At 41.0% G+C, this 19,378-nt stretch carries 12 protein-coding genes, 3 rRNA genes and 1 pseudogene; 4 read left to right on the top strand and 12 right to left on the bottom strand.

The features are described 5' to 3' along the window. The first annotated feature begins 37 nt into the window (after window positions 1-37). On the top strand, window positions 38-685 hold the full coding sequence (gene yrfG, locus P4S71_RS07925; RefSeq protein ID WP_337150417.1) for a GMP/IMP nucleotidase: 648 nt from the start codon (window positions 38-40) through the stop codon (window positions 683-685). On the opposite strand, the gene P4S71_RS07930 is transcribed toward yrfG, so the two are convergent. The 7 genes from P4S71_RS07930 to P4S71_RS07960 form a co-directional block, all read right to left on the bottom strand. Beyond that, a complete protein-coding gene (locus P4S71_RS07930) occupies window positions 682-1,245 on the bottom strand; it encodes a dCTP deaminase (RefSeq protein ID WP_337150418.1) in 564 nt (187 codons plus the stop codon). The genes yrfG and P4S71_RS07930 overlap by 4 nt on opposite strands. Further along, window positions 1,246-1,971 (bottom strand): hypothetical protein, encoded by a 726-nt coding sequence (locus tag P4S71_RS07935; protein WP_337150419.1) that lies wholly within the window; start codon window positions 1,969-1,971, stop codon window positions 1,246-1,248. It abuts the gene before it with no gap. Continuing rightward, entirely contained in the window at window positions 1,968-3,191 is a 1,224-nt protein-coding gene (locus P4S71_RS07940) for an NUDIX hydrolase (RefSeq protein WP_337150420.1), read from the bottom strand. The genes P4S71_RS07935 and P4S71_RS07940 overlap by 4 nt, the downstream gene beginning before the upstream one ends. After that, window positions 3,188-3,826, bottom strand: a complete 639-nt coding sequence (locus P4S71_RS07945) for a hypothetical protein (RefSeq protein WP_337150421.1) — start codon at window positions 3,824-3,826, stop codon at window positions 3,188-3,190. The genes P4S71_RS07940 and P4S71_RS07945 overlap by 4 nt, the downstream gene beginning before the upstream one ends. A 49-nt stretch (window positions 3,827-3,875) precedes the next feature. Then, a complete protein-coding gene (dut, locus tag P4S71_RS07950; RefSeq protein WP_337150422.1) occupies window positions 3,876-4,331 on the bottom strand; it encodes a dUTP diphosphatase in 456 nt (151 codons plus the stop codon). A gap of 52 nt (window positions 4,332-4,383) precedes the next feature. Continuing rightward, window positions 4,384-4,752: a YacL family protein gene (locus P4S71_RS07955; RefSeq protein ID WP_096794153.1), complete on the bottom strand. Its 369-nt coding sequence runs from the start codon at window positions 4,750-4,752 to the stop codon at window positions 4,384-4,386. A 116-nt stretch (window positions 4,753-4,868) separates the two neighbouring features. Beyond that, window positions 4,869-5,093, bottom strand: a complete 225-nt coding sequence (locus P4S71_RS07960) for a hypothetical protein (RefSeq protein ID WP_002963009.1) — start codon at window positions 5,091-5,093, stop codon at window positions 4,869-4,871. 301 nt (window positions 5,094-5,394) lie between these two features. Here P4S71_RS07960 and uvrD point away from each other — a divergent pair, with 301 nt between their 5' ends. The 3 genes from uvrD to P4S71_RS07975 all read left to right on the top strand — a co-directional run bounded on the left by uvrD (window position 5,395) and on the right by P4S71_RS07975 (window position 10,558). Beyond that, window positions 5,395-7,560, top strand: coding sequence for a DNA helicase II (gene uvrD / locus P4S71_RS07965; protein ID WP_002963007.1), 2,166 nt, complete (start codon window positions 5,395-5,397; stop codon window positions 7,558-7,560). After that, on the top strand, window positions 7,538-9,616 hold the full coding sequence (locus tag P4S71_RS07970) for a GNAT family N-acetyltransferase (RefSeq protein ID WP_337150423.1): 2,079 nt from the start codon (window positions 7,538-7,540) through the stop codon (window positions 9,614-9,616). The genes uvrD and P4S71_RS07970 overlap by 23 nt, the downstream gene beginning before the upstream one ends. A gap of 93 nt (window positions 9,617-9,709) precedes the next feature. After that, window positions 9,710-10,558: a hypothetical protein gene (locus tag P4S71_RS07975; protein WP_008139408.1), complete on the top strand. Its 849-nt coding sequence runs from the start codon at window positions 9,710-9,712 to the stop codon at window positions 10,556-10,558. A 423-nt stretch (window positions 10,559-10,981) separates the two neighbouring features. Here the strand turns inward: P4S71_RS07975 and rrf are convergent. The 5 genes and pseudogenes from rrf to rhlB form a co-directional block, all read right to left on the bottom strand. Then, window positions 10,982-11,096, bottom strand: a 5S ribosomal RNA gene (rrf, locus tag P4S71_RS07980). Window positions 11,097-11,241: 145 nt separating this feature from the next. After that, window positions 11,242-14,132, bottom strand: a 23S ribosomal RNA gene (locus P4S71_RS07985). Window positions 14,133-14,430: 298 nt separating this feature from the next. After that, a 16S ribosomal RNA gene (locus tag P4S71_RS07990) occupies window positions 14,431-15,966 on the bottom strand. The 16S, 23S and 5S rRNA genes sit together here, the layout of an rRNA operon. Before the next feature lie 540 nt (window positions 15,967-16,506). Then, window positions 16,507-17,999: pseudogene (gppA, locus tag P4S71_RS07995) on the bottom strand (guanosine-5'-triphosphate,3'-diphosphate diphosphatase). Between the two features lie 43 nt (window positions 18,000-18,042). Continuing rightward, on the bottom strand, window positions 18,043-19,320 hold the full coding sequence (gene rhlB, locus P4S71_RS08000) for an ATP-dependent RNA helicase RhlB (RefSeq protein WP_007377356.1): 1,278 nt from the start codon (window positions 19,318-19,320) through the stop codon (window positions 18,043-18,045). Between the last annotated feature and the right edge of the window lie 58 nt (window positions 19,321-19,378).

The raw sequence follows: 19,378 nt of genomic DNA on the forward strand, positions 1-19,378 counted from the left end.
GTTAGTTCAATAATAAACCTTATAAGTTGAAATTCCTATGTTAAATTGGTCAAAAATCGATACCGTTTTGCTCGACATGGATGGAACATTACTCGATTTACATTACGACAGTCATTTTTGGCTTAACGTTATTCCTGCGCAACACGCATTAGCAAGGGGCATTAGCCTAGATGCAGCTAAAGCAGATATTTTAAAACGCTATCAAGCTGTGAGCGGCCAAATACAGTGGTATTGTTTAGATTATTGGGAGCAGCAATTAAGCTTGCCTATAATGGAGCTTAAACGAGAGTCTCAGCATTTAATTAAAATGCGCGAAGACGTACCTCATTTTTTAACCGAGCTTAAAAAAGCAGGCAAAGAGTTAATTTTACTTACCAATGCCCACCCTGAGAGTGTCATGCTTAAATTTGAGCATACAGCGATTGATAACTACCTAGATGGTGTAGTGTCCACTCATGAATATGGAGTAAGTAAAGAGCAACAAAGTTTGTGGCATAAAGTGCAAGATGACTTAGGTTTTAATAAGCAGCGCACTTTATTTGTTGACGATAGCATTGCGGTTTTGAATGCCGCACGAGAATACGGCATTGAGCACTTACTTGCAGTTGCTAACCCTGATAGCCAACAACCACACAACGAAATAGCCGATTACCTAAGTGTTACCGACTATCGTAAGATTATCTAACCTTTCGCTGGCTTTGTACTAAAGTCAGCTGCCTTTACCTCTTTATGCCCACTGTATATTCCATTGTATGAACTTGTAACATCCAAGTCAGTTTGCATAAAGCGTATATGGCAAAAATTCACTCTAGAATATATACGGATATCATTACAAGATTCGTTTTTTATCTCAAAGGTTATAGATGACGGGTTATTGTGACCAAATGTTGGTGAAACATAATTAGCACTGAAGTTAATGCTCAAACCCACTCTAGCGTAACAGGATAGTTGACTTAGCTCTCCGCACAAAGAATTTGGTAAACTCAAATACTCAACAGAAGCACCTAATATAAAATCACCTGGTTTTAATACATACCCTTCAATTGGAATTTGTATAGCTTTAAAAAAAGATTTCGTATCTGTAGATTTCGTATCAATTTCTCCATCGTGCTGTTCCATTAAAAGTATGTGGTCACTTAGCCTCAGTAAATAGCTCGCAGGTCTGAATGAGCTTTCTTTAAAACCCTCAATAACAAGCTTACCTTCAATTAGGTGTCTTTTTATGCTTTCGGAACTTAATACCATTTAATACACCCTTGTTACTAATTCTGAGTTACTGCCAGGAAAAGAGCTCGTATTGATTTCTCTAATAATTTCGGGAGGGATAATATAAATTTCGTTAGTATTAGATTTGAGTATTGAGCATGCCTGATAATCGAGCACATAATGTTTGGCTTGCTCTTCATACAAAGTAAGAGATTTAAGCTCTATATCATCTAATGACCAGCGGTTAATGATCGTTGGTTTATCGAAACCAACATGATATTGAGGAGCACCTTTTTTTACATATAACAAAAGTTCTGCTTTAGACAAAAAAGCGGCTTCTGCAGCTAATGAATCACTACTAATACAACCTGTATCAGGCTTAATGAAAAAGCAACTAGCATCAGTTGTAGATAAGTATTTTCCTACTTCATTGACAGGTATTTCATTTGGATAGACATTTATAGAGAATGAGTTTAAATATGATATTGCGATACCATTCAATATCGAAATTATACCTCTCCCAACTTCATCCGCATGAGTATTCAGTGCTAAGTTTTTAACCAAATCAGTAAAAAGAAAAGCCCCTATCCCACCGCAAACAAATATAAATTTTATTGATGGGTTATTGGCAATAAGCGCAGTTAAATCACTGTACACGCTAGGAGTGATATGCATACTTCTATACCCCCACCATGGCAAATCAGTTTCGGTGCCAACCTCAGAAATAGCACCGCCGCCAGTTAGCCTTATAACTACTGTTTTCATTTCAGCCAACCCATGGCATTAAAAATCTTGCAAGCACCATCTGTTAATTTATCTCTAATGCCTTGAAGTTCATCTAAAGGAACCCACTTTATACTTTTAACTTCAGTTCCAAATTTTAAATCCTTTTCATCAATGATTTCATAGGAACCGAACACATGCCAATCATGTAACTCACCACCGTGTCCACACTTATCTGTTAAATCACCAATATGAAAAATATATTTTAGGCTACTTGTATTCAAACCTATCTCTTCTTTAACTTCCCTTGTAACAGCTTCGGTGAGTGTATTATCTTGATGCTCTACATGCCCTGCAACAAGGCTGTACTTTCCCTGGTAAAATTTTTTAGTTTTTTCAATTAAAAGGATTTTATTGTCATTTGTAAAAATTGCAGCAACTGTTATATGTTTAATTTTATTATCTATTTTTAGTTCCCTAATACCAGTCCCGTTTGATTGCTCTAAGCTTTCTCCCGTATAAAGCTCTTCATTAATAGGGTTACTCAAATTACTTATAGCCTTATAAGCAGTTCCTATTCTGTTTTGTAAAAACTTTAGCCTAGTACGAGTTTCTTGATCACCACTAGAAGCATAAATATCAGTTGCATAACGAGGTAACTCATCTGGTTTTATGCCCCTTGAAAGTAACCATTCGGCTAACTCTAATAATGCCTGCTTTTCGACCTGTTCTATTGGCTGCTTTAATAATTCAATGCATTGAATATCATTACCGCCTTTAAAATTATTAACAGCATCACTAAGGGTATTTATTACTTCTGAATCAGTGCTCGCGATACGAAAGCGATACAAATTATTCGCAAACTTTAATGGACCTGGTTGTAATTCAACAAACTTGTTTTCTATAAGGCGAACTTTGCATCCAGGGTAACTTTTCTTATATAAATAAACCGACGTTTTACAATAACTCTCTTGGTTATCTTTAATGTCTTTAAAAGAACGCAACACTCTAAATACACGGCGGGTAATATCCATTTCTACATGTGCTTTTTTATTGCTAACTTTTACAAATTGAGACGGTAAAGCACCAGCGGGGACCTCATACTCTTTCATTAATTCCAAAATTGCTGAGTCTGATTTCACATTTGGACTACAAATGTAGAAATCTATACCAACTTTAGTGGTACTTGTTTGATAAGCTTTTAAATCTTTTAATATATCGTGTGATAATTGTGAAGTAGTTGAAAAAATTGATATTTTCATTTCGCCCCCTCGCCACATAGCTCTCTAACCTTATCAGTGAAGAAGTTATTACCAGTATTTTCATTACTCAAATCGCTATCTACAGTTAATTGTTCTTCAAACTTGGCAAGTAATTTATCTAAATCATCTGGCTTAATAATTTGCGACAGGGACTCTTTGAGCATTAACCTCTTATAAAACGACTCTTTTAAAGCTTTAGTAAAAATTTCTTTAAAATCTTCTGATGAAAGTTGGCTGCAATTTATGCACTCATAGTCATTATTAACAAGTAAAATAAAGATAGCAGCTTCAAAATTGGTAAAACGAGTAAAATGTGTTTTTTCTATTGGTTTGTTAGCTAATAGACTTTCTAAGGGGTGATTTTTAGCTAACCATGTTGAAAAGTCGCTGAGGGAACGACTATTTTTTGCCTCCTGTCTAATAACTTTACTTTTGAGAGCTTTATAAAATCTTAATTTAAATTCGAACCGCGTGCTTGGGAGACCAGTTTTGTAAATATACCCACATACCCCTACTACAATAGCCGAGTATATAAGGCTAGCGATTAAACTATCTTTTACTGAATCACCAACAGAGTATAAAACGGGAATAAACAGTATCCCGCCAGCAATCACAGCTTGAAAAAAATTATTCAATTCCTTTTCCTTCAATTTTAAGCGTGCAAGACTTGCACGCTTTTCTACTCTATTTCACACCAGTGTGACCAAAACCACCTGCTCCACGCTCTGTTGCTTCAAACTCATCTACAAGTACGAAATCAGCTTTAAGTACTGGAATAAACATCAATTGAGCAATTCTATCACCAGAGTTTATTGCGAATTCATCACTCCCCCTATTCCATACTGAGATGAATAACTCACCTTGGTAATCTGAGTCAATTAATCCTACTAAATTACCCAATACAATCCCATGCTTATGACCTAAACCTGAGCGAGGTAAAATAGTAGCAGCCATTCCTGTATCCTGCATGTTTAAAGCAATACCAGTAGGTATTAATTTTGTCTCACCCGGTAAAACTTGTAAAATATCATCAATACAAGCTCTAAGATCTATAGCAGCAGAGCCATCTGTAGCATACTCTGGCATAGGGATTTCAGTACCGACTTTAGGATTTACAATTTTTAATTCAACTTTTTTCATTTTAAATTTTCTACTCTAAATAAATTTATAAAAATAATATAGATAATATAACTTAACGACCAGTCGTAAACTCATGCCATGAATCAATTAAATCAATGAAATCTTCAAAGCCACAACCACTACTTAAACCATTTTCTTCAAGCGCTAAATCGTCATCTTGATACGCTATTAGGTCTTCACTGTCTTGATGAAGCGCATGGGCTTCAAACAGTGCTTCGTCTTTGGTTAATATTAAATCTATTTCTTGGCCTTTTAGCGTTAGCGGCTCATAGCTTGAACTCACCGATGCAATAAGCGCTTGCACCATAGCTACTTTGTCTTTGCCTATTTCTTCGTTTAGCCAGCGACCAATAATAGCGTGTTCACTGCTTATTTTAATACGTAGCCCACTAATAGGGTCACGAATAAATTGATATTCCATAGGGTTTGCCTGTAAATCTTTAATTGCGTAATTATATACGTAAACGCCCGTAAACCACAGGACATATAAAGTAAAATAGCGCCACATGGGCGCTATTTTACTCAACTTTAAAACCGTTAACTTCGCGATCTATAACGCGCTGCGTCAATGATCGACCATAAGTAAATAATAGGCACAAGTACAAAGCCTACAAGCACATAAATTAGTGCGTAACTTATTATAATAGCGAGTGCAAAAAATATAGCCGCTAAAATACGCCCTTGCACTAACTGCCCTAAGCCAGGAAAAAATATATTACATAATGCTGCGATTACGTTACCGCCAGAACCTTGATCTGCCATACTAACCTCTGTATTTATTTGATTTTATAATTATTTACTTACACACTCTATGCCAATTTATTAAAGCTTACAAATCAAATAGTTAAATTAGCCTAGATTTAGAGAGTTAGTAAATTTTGCTAACTTTAGGTCAAATTAGCAATTTTTATTGTGCGTTTACGCTTTTTTTTGTTCAAAAAATTAGCAAGTTACTCGTTTTTAAGGCTATTTTATAAATAGCTGTTTATAAAAACAGTATTTTATTTAGCCTAACAAAAACACCTGTTATACTGCCCACAATATTGATTAAAAAGGCGTAACGATGGACGTTTCACAATTACTCGATGGCTTAAATGACAAACAACGCGATGCCGTTGCAGCCCCACTACAAAACATGCTGGTGTTAGCAGGTGCTGGGTCTGGTAAAACACGAGTGTTAGTTCATCGTATTGCGTGGCTTATGCAAGTTGAGCAAGCATCTGCTTACAGTATTTTTGCCGTAACCTTTACTAATAAAGCGGCTAAAGAAATGCGCAGCCGCGTTGAAGAAACACTAAAAGCCCCTGTAGGTGGTATGTGGATTGGTACGTTCCATGGTTTGTCGCATCGTATTTTACGTGCTCATCACCGTGAAGCTAACTTACCTGAAGCCTTTCAAATTTTAGACTCTGACGATCAACTTCGGATGATCAAGCGCTTATTAAAATCGATGAATATCGATGATAAAAAATGGCCTGCTAAACAATTTGGCTGGTACATTAGCGCCAAAAAAGATGAAGCACTTCGCCCTAAAGATATTCAAGCATACGATATTAACGAGCAAATGATGCTGCGTGTTTACGCCGCCTATCAAGAAGCCTGTGACAGAGCTGGCTTAGTTGATTTTGCCGAAATATTACTACGCAGCTACGAAGTGTTAAAAAATAACCCTACGTTACTACGTCATTACCAGCAACGCTTTGCACATATGCTCGTAGACGAGTTCCAAGATACAAATACCATTCAATATGCCTGGTTAAAGTTACTTGCAGGCGATACAAGCAGTATCATGATTGTAGGCGACGATGACCAAAGTATTTACGGTTGGCGCGGTGCTAAAATCGAAAATATTAAACGATTTTTAACTGACTTTAGCGCAGAAACCATTCGTCTTGAACAAAACTACCGTTCAACAGCAACTATTTTGAAAGCGTCTAATGCATTAATTCAAAATAACTCAGAGCGTATGGGTAAAAGCTTATGGACCGACGGTAACGATGGCGAGCCAATCTCTATTTATGCGGCATTTAATGAGTTAGACGAAGCACGCTTTGTAAGTAGCAAACTACGAAGCTGGTTAAATGCAGGTAATGCACTACAAGATGCCGCAATTTTATACCGTAGTAACGCGCAATCTCGTGTACTCGAGGAGGCCATGCTGCAAGAAGGCTTAAAATACCGTATTTATGGTGGTATGCGATTCTTCGAACGACAAGAAATTAAAGATGCGTTGTCGTACTTACGCCTAGTAGGTAATCGTCAAGACGATGCCGCATTTGAGCGCGTAATTAATACGCCAGCACGCGGTATTGGCGATAAAACATTGAGCCATATACGCGACTGCGCTCGAGCAGAATCGTTACCGCTTTGGTATGCCGCAAAAGCAATTGTAGAACAACAGCATTTATCTGGTCGTGCTTCTGGCGCAGTAAGTAAGTTTGTAGAACTCGTTGAACAAATAGAAGATAAAATTAGCGATCTAACTTTGCATGAGCAAGCTAAGTACACAATTCAAACCTCAGGCTTGATGGCAATGTACCAAGCCGAAAAAGGTGAAAAAGGCCGTGCTCGCGTAGAAAACTTAGAAGAGCTAATTAGTGCGTGTGATCAGTATGAGCTACCTGAAGACGAAGAATACAGCTCACCACTACAAGGCTTTTTAGCCCATACATCACTTGAGTCAGGTGAAGGGCAGGCAGAAGAACACGAAGACGCCGTACAAATGATGACGCTTCACTCAGCTAAAGGCTTAGAGTTTCCGCTAGTGTTTATGGTAGGCGTAGAAGAAGGCATGTTCCCTTCTCAGCAAAGCAACGAAGAGTCGGGTCGCTTAGAAGAAGAGCGCCGCCTTTGTTATGTAGGCATGACACGAGCAATGGATAAGTTATATATTAGCCATGCTGAGAGTCGCCGCTTATACGGGCAAGAAAAATACCATAGCCCATCTCGCTTTTTACGCGAAATCCCTGAAGACTGCGTAGAAGAAATCCGTATTAAAACACAGGTTTCTCGCCCGCCTGCTGCGGGGCGCTTTAGCGCATCAGTTAGCCATGCCGCATTTGAAGACAGTGGCTTTAACTTAGGACAACGCGTACTGCATGCTAAGTTTGGTATTGGTACTGTACTTAATTATGAAGGCAGTGGCGCGCAATCTCGCGTACAAGTTAACTTTGACGACCTTGGCAGTAAATGGTTAGTAACGGCCTATGCACGCTTACAAGCTGTATAAAACACACCTAAATGAGCTAGAACAACAACTAGCTGACGCGCATCATCGTCAGCTAGTGTTAATAACTGGCAGCTCAGCTTGGTGTTATGAATTACTTAACTCATTAATAGATGAAAACAATACACTTGTTGTATCAAAACAGTGCGCGATTAAAAATTCCTACTGGCCTACTCGCACTCACCAAATTTTAGGGCAAGAATTTGCTCATGCTGTTTACGATGGTTTTAGTGGTTTGCACCCTGATAAACTTGCAGCACTTGCCGGCACCGTTAAAGCAGGCGGTATACTGTTTTTATTACTGCCTGAACTAGATGATTTAGCCTCTTGGCAAGATCCCGCATTAAGTACAGTGCAATCACATGGTCACACCATTGACTACAGCTTATTTAATCAACGTTTCGCGACTATTATTAAACAACTACCCGCTTTTCATTTTAGTGAAAAAAGTGGCTGCATTAATCATAACACCAGCTATGTAGCTCATAATAAAATTGATTATCAACCACAGCAAAACTGCGTTGATCAAATAGTAAAAGTAGCCAACGGTCGTGCCAACAGGCCTTTACTTATTAATGCTGATAGAGGCAGAGGTAAGTCGGCAGCACTTGGCTTAGCCGCAGCAAAACTAACTGATAAAAAAGTAATTATTTGCAGCACTCAGTTTAAAGCGACCCATAGCAGCTTTAAACATTTAGCCCAAGAGTTAAGCCTTCAATACGACGCTGAACATAAACAGCTCGCCAACTTGCACTACGTTGCACCTGACGCGTTATTAAACACACTACCTGAGTGCGATTTACTACTCGTTGATGAAGCTGCAGCAATCCCTGTTCCGTTATTACTACAAATGCTAGCTCATTACCCTCGTATAGTATTTGCAAGCACTCTGGTTGGGTATGAAGGCAATGGTAGGGGTTATACCATTCGCTTCAGTAACTATATTAAAGCACACTATAAAGCCTCTAAAGTTGTAACGCTTGATGAGCCCCTGCGCTTTGCTAAACACGATCCTCTTGAGCAACACATTCGCACACTACTAGCACTCGATGCACAATATATAGAGTTAAGTAGTGATGAATTAGAGCAGCCAGTTCATAGTGAAATAACACAGCAGTCCCTTGGTAATAATGAGCCGTTACTGCAGCAAGTTATTGCCCTGCTTGCATTAGCTCACTATCAAAGTAGTGTCAACGACTTACGCCAGCTACTAGACGCACCATCGCAACGGCTATTTATTAGCAAAATTAATAATCAATTAGTTGGCGTATGCTTAATCGCCATAGAAGGTGGTTTGAGTGAAGAACTTGCCCTACAAGTTATAAGTGGAGAGCGTCGCCCACAGGGGCATTTAATGGCGCAAGCACTCTCACAACTTAGCTTTAATAATGACTGTTTAACACAACTGAGCGCTCGCGTTGTACGAATAGCGATTGATCCAAGCTCTCACAATATAGGACTTGGTAAAAAGCTACTTAGTTATTGCGAGTCGCAGGTAAAAAGCCAATGTAGTTGGCTTGGTGCAAGCTTTGGCGCAACAGAGCAGTTACTTAATTTTTGGCAAAACCTAGGATTTGATACTGTAAAACTGGGATATCAACGCGATAAAAGCACCGCTGAACATTCGGCGCTTGTAGTTAAATGCTTAAGTGACAAAAGTACAATTATTCAACCTTTGAAAAAGCAGTTTAAAAGCGATTTTTTTTATGCTCTTTTAACACACTTTAAAACACTAGATTCGCAACTCGTGAATATTCTAATTGAAGGATTTAGCGACGAGTTAATAAGCCTAGAGACTCACGAGCGACTAGCGCTGCTCACTAAAAGTAACTTCACTCAATTTAGTATCTCTGCAACTCTTTGGCAGTTACTGAGCCAGTCACCTTCTTGTATATCTCAATTAACAGAGTCTGATAAACAACTGTTAATAAAGTTAGTACTTCAAAATGAAAGTAATGAAAAAGTGATTCAACACTTAGGATTATTAGGAAAAAAACAGCTTGACAATCAATTTAAACGTGCCATAAAAACCTCACTAGCACTATCTAATAATTTCTAGTTGCCCTATCTCTGTTAAATTTTATCCATCTTTAAGCTATTTATTTAATTTGTTCTATCCTTAAAGCATTAATAGGTAAATTAAGATAAAGGCATGGAATTAATAAACTTTAAAGTGGGCTGCAAAACAATTTCACTAAAGATACTCGACATTTTATTAACTGAGCGCTTTGACAATAATCTAACAACTTTACCAAACAATAATAAAAGCTTTATTGGTGTTAAAGATTATATGGATATACCAACACCTGTTTTTGATTTAGGTATTATTTTAAATAATATCTCAACTGAACAAAGTAATACGCATGTACTAAAGCAACTAAGAATATGGCAAGACAAACTATTAAACTGGTTTAATACCCTTCAAAGTAACGTATTAAATAGCTCGGCTTCTATTTCAAATAATGACGCAGAACTACAAGATTTTGTTTTGTTTTACAAAGAATTCAACACCGACAATGAAGATTTAAAATTAACAATCTCTCGGCTTGACGAGCCTTTCCAATCATTACTAGAGACAGCAAAGGCAGCCATAGCAGCCCATAATCAAAGTGATCATAAACAAGTATCAGCTCTGCTCGACAAAATTAAGCGTAATAGTCTAATTCAGCTTGAGCGTTTATTTGAATCAGCTAAAGAGCAAATAACCTTAGACTATAAACCTATTATTGTTTTCACCACCAAAGACGGATTAAATCCACATGTTGGTTTATTAGTAGATAAAGTCGAAGACAATATCGACTATAAAAAAGAAGACATAAGGCCACTGGATAAGCTCACTGAGGTTGGTTTTGATCTAGACCCACAAACTAAAAATATGATGCGAGGATTAATCAAGCTTTCACAAAAGCACAGTGTGTTAATTGATCCAAGCGTGATATTTAAACCAACCCAAATAGAAGAATCCGAAAGTGAAGAAACCCAAGCTTACGGACTATTTTAAATAACCTTTAAATTTGGTTATTAACTTTAGTACTGGAATAATGAGCTATTCCGCTCAACTTGTACATTTAGATGAATTGGAGAAGAATCGAGTATGTGATGTCCGTTACTCCCCCATATTTCACTTTTCTGCAGACGTAAAAAAGCCAGACTATTTCTAGTCGGGCTCTCTACAATTTGAGTCAGTGCGCTACGTAGTAGAATGTCATGGTGCCCACAGCGGTGGGAGTCACGCAGCAAATGCTACTTTATTGGCCGAATGAGATATTGAGGGGTTTTGTTGTGATTTTACCGTCGGGAGTCGCTACGCTCGCCCGACCTACGTGATGGTGTTGATGTAAGTGTGTGTTAATTATCCGCATTTCACTTTTCTGCAGACGTAAAAAAGCCCGACTATTTCTAGTCGGGCTCTCTACAATTTGAAGCCTGGTAATGTCCTACTTTCACATAGCAAATGCTACACTATCATCGGCGCTGTTTCGTTTCACTACTGAGTTCGGCATGGAGTCAGGTGGGTCCAAAACGCTATTGTCACCAAGCAAATTTGGGCGTTAATACGTATTTCTGCGCACTAACTGAATTTGGAAAATATCTGATAATATTTTTTAAGTCTTTCTAAGTAATATCTACTTTAGTTATATTAACTTCTGTCTAAACTGTCGCATAAAACGCGTTTGGCGTTGTATGGTTAAGCCTCACGGGTAATTAGTACAAGTTAGCTTAATGGCTCACACCACTTCCACATCTTGCCTATCAACGTTGTAGTCTTCAACGGCCCTTCAGAGACTTTAAAAGTCTAGTGAGAACTCATCTCGAGGCCTGCTTCGCGCTTAGATGCTTTCAGCGCTTATCAGTTCCGAACGTAGCTACCGGGCAATGCCATTGGCATGACAACCCGAACACCAGCGGTTCGTTCACTCCGGTCCTCTCGTACTAGGAGCAACCCCTCTCAATTCTCAAACGCCCACGGCAGATAGGGACCGAACTGTCTCACGACGTTCTAAACCCAGCTCGCGTACCACTTTAAATGGCGAACAGCCATACCCTTGGGACCGACTTCAGCCCCAGGATGTGATGAGCCGACATCGAGGTGCCAAACACCGCCGTCGATATGAACTCTTGGGCGGTATCAGCCTGTTATCCCCGGAGTACCTTTTATCCGTTGAGCGATGGCCCTTCCATTCAGAACCACCGGATCACTATGACCTACTTTCGTACCTGCTCGACGTGTCTGTCTCGCAGTTAAGCTGGCTTCTACCATTACACTAACCGTACGATGTCCGACCGTACTTAGCCAACCTTCGTGCTCCTCCGTTACTCTTTAGGAGGAGACCGCCCCAGTCAAACTACCCACCAGGCACTGTCCGTAACCCCGATTCAGGGGCCAACGTTAGAACATCAAAACTACAAGGGTGGTATTTCAAGGTTGACTCCAACAAAACTAGCGTCTCATCTTCAAAGTCTCCCACCTATCCTACACATGTAGGTTCAATGTTCAGTGCCAAGCTGTAGTAAAGGTTCACGGGGTCTTTCCGTCTAGCCGCGGGTACACAGCATCTTCACTGCGATTTCAATTTCACTGAGTCTCGGGTGGAGACAGCGTGGCCATGGTTACACCATTCGTGCAGGTCGGAACTTACCCGACAAGGAATTTCGCTACCTTAGGACCGTTATAGTTACGGCCGCCGTTTACCGGGGCTTCGATCAAGAGCTTCTCCCTAAGGATAACCCCATCAATTAACCTTCCGGCACCGGGCAGGTGTCACACCGTATACGTCATCTTGCGATTTTGCACAGTGCTGTGTTTTTAATAAACAGTCCCAGCCACCTGGTCACTGCGGCTCCCGTCCGCTTAGAGAGCAAGTCTCATCACAGATAGGAGCGTACCTTCTCCCGAAGTTACGGTACGATTTTGCCTAGTTCCTTCACCCGAGTTCTCTCAAGCGCCTTAGTATTCTCTACCTGACCACCTGTGTCGGTTTGGGGTACGATTCCATATAATCTGAAGCTTAGAGGCTTTTCCTGGAAGTATGGCATCAGCAACTTCATCACCGTAGTGACTCGTCTCGTGTCTCAGGTTTAATGTTCGTCCGGATTTACCTAAACAAACGCCCTACTCACTTTCACATAGACTACCAACGCTATGCTTGCTTAGCCTGCTCCGTCCCCCCATCGCAATTATATCGAGTACAGAAATATTAATCTGTTTCCCATCGACTACGCCTTTCGGCCTCGCCTTAGGGGTCGACTTACCCTACCCTGATTAACATGGGATAGGAACCCTTGGTCTTCCGGCGTGGGAGTTTTTCACTCCCATTATCGTTACTCATGTCAGCATTCGCACTTCTGATACGTCCAGCATACCTCCCGGTACACCTTCAACCGCTTACAGAACGCTCCCCTACCACTCAGAATAAATTCTGAATCCGCAGCTTCGGTGCATAGTTTAGCCCCGTTACATCTTCCGCGCAGACCGACTCGACCAGTGAGCTATTACGCTTTCTTTAAAGGATGGCTGCTTCTAAGCCAACCTCCTGGCTGTCTGGGCCTTTCCACATCGTTTCCCACTTAACTATGACTTTGGGACCTTAGCTGGCGGTCTGGGTTGTTTCCCTCTTCACGACGGACGTTAGCACCCGCCGTGTGTCTCCCGGATATTACTTTACGGTATTCGGAGTTTGCAAAGGGTTGGTAAGTCGGGATGACCCCCTAGCCTTAACAGTGCTCTACCCCCGTAAGTATTCGTCCGAGGCTCTACCTAAATAGATTTCGGGGAGAACCAGCTATCTCCCGGTTTGATTAGCCTTTCACTCCTAGCCACAGGTCATCCCCTAACTTTTCAACGTTAGTGGGTTCGGTCCTCCAGTTGATGTTACTCAACCTTCAACCTGCCCATGGCTAGATCACCGGGTTTCGGGTCTATACCTTGCAACTATTCGCCCAGTTAAGACTCGGTTTCCCTACGGCTACCCTATTCGGTTAACCTCGCTACAAAATATAAGTCGCTGACCCATTATACAAAAGGTACGCAGTCACCCAACAAGTGGGCTCCTACTGCTTGTACGTACACGGTTTCAGGTTCTATTTCACTCCCCTCACAGGGGTTCTTTTCGCCTTTCCCTCACGGTACTGGTTCACTATCGGTCAGTTGGGAGTATTTAGCCTTAGATGATGGTCCACCTATATTCAGTCAAAGTTTCACGTGCTCCGACCTACTCGATTTCACTTAAAATGTCTTTTCATGTACGGGACTATCACCCTGTATCGTGGCGCTTTCCAGCAGCCTTCCATTAACACATAATAAGCTTAAGGGCTGTTCCGATTTCGCTCGCCGCTACTTTCGGAATCTCGGTTGATTTCTTTTCCTACGGGTACTTAGATGTTTCAGTTCTCCGCGTTCGCCTCGTTAACCTATGTATTCAGTTAACGATACCTGCAAGCAGGTGGGTTTCCCCATTCGGAAATCCTAGTCTCAAGCGCTTTTTACTAGCTTGACTAGGCTTATCGCAAGTTAATACGTCCTTCATCGCCTCCAACTGCCAAGGCATCCACCGTGTACGCTTAGTCACTTAACCATACAACCCAAACGGGTCTTTGTTTTGTGACAGTTTAACTTCGCCAGAAGTCAATATTGAATACTAAAGTAGATACCAATCAATCAACTCATAAGAGTTAACTAAATGGCACTCAATGGTACTGCTACCATTGTTTTTTTACTTTTGAAAACTCTTGATAAATACAATGTATTCATCAGAATTTTATTATCAGCTTTTCCAAATTTTTAAAGAGCATATTAATTAGTTATTCCGAAGAACAAGCACTAATTAACAATCATCTGTGTGGACACTACGAACAAATAAGTTCTAAATCGTATAAGGAGGTGATCCAGCCCCAGGTTCCCCTAGGGCTACCTTGTTACGACTTCACCCCAGTCATGAATCACTCCGTGGTAAACGTCCTCCCGAGGGTTAGACTATCTACTTCTGGAGCAACCCACTCCCATGGTGTGACGGGCGGTGTGTACAAGGCCCGGGAACGTATTCACCGCGTCATTCTGATACGCGATTACTAGCGATTCCGACTTCATGGAGTCGAGTTGCAGACTCCAATCCGGACTACGACGCACTTTAAGTGATTCGCTTACCTTCGCAGGTTCGCAGCACTCTGTATGCGCCATTGTAGCACGTGTGTAGCCCTACACGTAAGGGCCATGATGACTTGACGTCGTCCCCACCTTCCTCCGGTTTATCACCGGCAGTCTCCTTAGAGTTCTCAGCATTACCTGCTAGCAACTAAGGATAGGGGTTGCGCTCGTTGCGGGACTTAACCCAACATCTCACAACACGAGCTGACGACAGCCATGCAGCACCTGTATCAGAGTTCCCGAAGGCACCAAACCATCTCTGGTAAGTTCTCTGTATGTCAAGTGTAGGTAAGGTTCTTCGCGTTGCATCGAATTAAACCACATGCTCCACCGCTTGTGCGGGCCCCCGTCAATTCATTTGAGTTTTAACCTTGCGGCCGTACTCCCCAGGCGGTCTACTTAATGCGTTAGCTTTGAAAAACAGAACCGAGGCTCCGAGCTTCTAGTAGACATCGTTTACGGCGTGGACTACCGGGGTATCTAATCCCGTTTGCTCCCCACGCTTTCGTACATGAGCGTCAGTGTTGACCCAGGTGGCTGCCTTCGCCATCGGTATTCCTTCAGATCTCTACGCATTTCACCGCTACACCTGAAATTCTACCACCCTCTATCACACTCTAGTTTGCCAGTTCGAAATGCAGTTCCCAGGTTGAGCCCGGGGCTTTCACATCTCGCTTAACAAACCGCCTGCGTACGCTTTACGCCCAGTAATTCCGATTAACGCTCGCACCCTCCGTATTACCGCGGCTGCTGGCACGGAGTTAGCCGGTGCTTCTTCTGTCAGTAACGTCACAGCTAGCAGGTATTAACTACTAACCTTTCCTCCTGACTGAAAGTGCTTTACAACCCGAAGGCCTTCTTCACACACGCGGCATGGCTGCATCAGGCTTGCGCCCATTGTGCAATATTCCCCACTGCTGCCTCCCGTAGGAGTCTGGGCCGTGTCTCAGTCCCAGTGTGGCTGATCATCCTCTCAAACCAGCTAGGGATCGTCGCCTTGGTGAGCCATTACCTCACCAACTAGCTAATCCCACTTGGGCCAATCTAAAGGCGAGAGCCGAAGCCCCCTTTGGTCCGTAGACATTATGCGGTATTAGCAGTCGTTTCCAACTGTTGTCCCCCACCTCAAGGCATGTTCCCAAGCATTACTCACCCGTCCGCCGCTCGTCAGCAAAGTAGCAAGCTACTCTCTGTTACCGCTCGACTTGCATGTGTTAGGCCTGCCGCCAGCGTTCAATCTGAGCCATGATCAAACTCTTCAATTAAAAGTTTTATGTCTTTCGACAGCTCAATGAATTCTGAATTTTTTAATATCTTTCGATATTGAATTGACTGTGCCGAAGCAACTTATAAATAAGTTACTTCTGTTGGTCACTCAGTTTTCAATTGAGACTCTAATTTGTTTGCCTCGCTAATTACCCATAAAGAGTAAGTAGTTTGGCTGTTAGAACTCAATCTGTACGAGTGCCCACACAGATGATTGCTTTATATTGTTAAAGAACGTTGCGATTATAAAGTTGAACTTTATCTCGCTAGGGCTGCGCATATTACGCTTTCCTATTTTTTGTCAACACTTAAATTTAAACTTTCTAAAAAGATTCAATTTAAGTTTTACTTAACACCCTGAGTTGTTCGTGCCCCGCTATGCGTTGGCGTTTCCCGTCTCAGTGGGGTCGCATTATAGGGAGATCCGAAAACAGATCAACCCTTTTTTGAAGAAAACTTGAAATAATATGCTGTTCGCACATATTTGCATCGAAATGGTTACTTTAAACACTAAAAAGGCCCTGATGGGCCTTTTTTAATTAGTTTACTATGAACTTCCACCCAAGTTTACCTTGTTGTTTAGACTCTTGTTGTAGCTCGCTGGCCATTAATGGATGATCCTTTAACCAGTTTCTTTCGAACTTAAGGTCTAACACTTCATTTTTAGCAGTTAACTCAAAATGAGGCACTACATCATCTTGTCTACGCATTGATAAAATAACCGCAATACGTAATAGCCTAACAATGTATTGTGCCAATAAACTATTTATACCGAGAGAGTTAAAGCAGTCTTTTGGAAAGTCAGAACGATGTGCATCTGCTACCGCTACTATTAATTTATGCTCAGACTGTGAAAAACCTGGCATATCGGTATTTTCCAAAATATAAGCAGTGTGTTTATGGTACTGCTTATACTCAATTAGCAATCCAACCTCATGAAGCTGTGCTACTGCTTTTAATAATGGTAGCCCATTTAAACTTTCAATTGGCCAATCTTTATTAATATTTGCAGCTAACTGCACAGCTAAACCTGAAACTCGACACGCTTGTTTTTGATCAACATGATAACGACTCATAAACCCATCAACTGTGCGTTTACGAATATTGTTATTATGAAGCTCTGGCACCATACTATATAAAACACCTTCACGCAGAGCTCCACCCGCTAATCCCATGCTCTCTATTTCAAGAGATTCAAATAACGCAATTAAGATAGCGAGTCCGGATACAAATACCAAGCGGCGGTCTTCACTTAGCCCTGGAAGGTCTAATGCGGCTATAGTGCTAAATGCAATGGCTTGATTTTTTATCGTGTTAAGCTTTTCAAGCGTAAGTAAGTCGTCAAGATTTTGCGCGACCATTATTTCTTGAATTGCTTGGACTGTACCAGAAGCACCTGAAGCAACTTTCCAACTAGCGGCTTTATATTCGGGAGATATTTCGTCAATGACAGTGCGAGCTGCTTTTATTGCCGTATTAAAGTTACTATCACTTAATTGGCAATCTTTAAAGTAGCGTTCAAGATAGGTTACACACCCCATATTGAGGCTTTTATAGTGCAGTGCTTCAAAACCTTTGCCGATAACAACCTCGGTACTAGCACCACCGATATCAATAACAAGCTGTTTGCCCGTGCATGATGAAGTATGAGCAACACCTTTATAAATTGTGCGCGCTTCTACTTCTCCGCTAATTACATTGATATTATGACCAAGAATTTTTTCGGCTTTAATTTTGAAAACATCAGCATTCGTTGCTAAACGCAGTGTTGCAGTTGCAACTATGGTGATATTTTTTTGGGGATATCCTGTAAGCGCTCAGCAAAAAGAGCAAGGCATTCCCAGCCTCGCTGCATTGCTTCAGAACTCAATACATTTTTTGTATCAAGTCCTGCGGCTAATCTAACTTTTCGTTTAACGCGGCCTATTGTTTGTAGGCCACCAGCGATTGATTTAACAATAAGCATATGAAAGCTATTTGAGCCTAAATCAATAACTGCATAAACATTTTTTTGCGGTTTAAGTTGCCCCACCGTTCAAAAACCTCTAGTTACTACTGCTTATACAAACGATCGCTTACGACCGTCCTTTTTGGTAACTATTATTTGGGCGACGTCCGCTGTTATTACTACGGCTACGTGGACCTGTTGAATAGTTGCGCTTTCTTTGAATAATAGGCTGAGTTAAATCATCTAGCAATGCAGTTTTATCGTAATGCGATAAAGGAATGCTGTGCTCTATATATTCTTCAATTTCATGCAGGTTATATGCATATTGCTCACACGCAAAGCTAATTGCATGGCCTGATGCACCAGCGCGGCCAGTACGACCAATACGGTGAACATAATCTTCACAATCGTCCGGTAAATCAAAGTTAAATACATGACTTACTTCTGGAATATGAAGACCGCGTGCTGCAACATCAGTTGCTACTAAAAAGTCCAATTCACCTTTACTAAATTGCGCTAATATAGTTTGGCGTTTTTTCTGATTAACATCACCAGTAAGCATGCCCACACGATGACCGTCTGATTTAAGCCAAGCATAAACGGTTTCACAACTGTGTTTTGTGTTTGCAAATACAATTGCTTTTTCCGGCCATTCTTCTTCAATTAAGGTTAATAACAGCTTAATTTTATCTTCTTGCGAAGGATGAAATAGCTCTTCTTGGATGCGTTTACCCGTTTTAACATCAGGTTCAATTTGAACATGTTCTGGGTTTGTCATGTGCTCAAACGCTAATTCTTGTACGCGATACGATAGTGTGGCAGAGAATAATAAGTTTAAACGCTTTGATGTATCCGGCATACGATGAAACATATAACGAATATCTTTTATGAAACCTAAATCGAACATACGATCAGCTTCGTCAAGCACGACAACCTCAATTTCATTAAGGGTGTAACAGCCTTGCTTATACAGATCAATTAGGCGACCTGTAGTACCAATTAAAATATCAACGCCTTTTTCTAATTGTGCACGTTGTTTTTCGTAATCTTCGCCACCATATACTAAACCTAAGTTAAGATTACAGTGCGGCGCTAAAATTTTAGCATCTTTGTGTATCTGAATCGCAAGCTCCCGAGTAGGGGCCATGATCAGGGCTCTTGGATGTTTACTAGGTGCTTTGCTAGATTGTAATAACCGATGGCACGTGGCAGTTAAAAATGCCAACGTTTTGCCTGTACCAGTTTGAGCTTGGCCCGCGATATCGCGTCCATCACAAATAAAAGGTAGGCATTTTGCTTGAATAGGTGTGCAATATTCAAACCCATTCTCGGTTAAACCGGCAACCACTTCCGGTGCGATAGCAAAGTCTGAAAACTTTTTATCGGTTAAATGTGTCTTAGTCATAGCGTTTAAGCATAACGTTTAAACTTGCAATAAGAAACAAGAGTGTTTAAATACGCAC

The sequence above is a fragment of the Pseudoalteromonas sp. B62 genome (assembly GCF_037162565.1).
Classification (GTDB): domain Bacteria; phylum Pseudomonadota; class Gammaproteobacteria; order Enterobacterales; family Alteromonadaceae; genus Pseudoalteromonas; species Pseudoalteromonas fuliginea.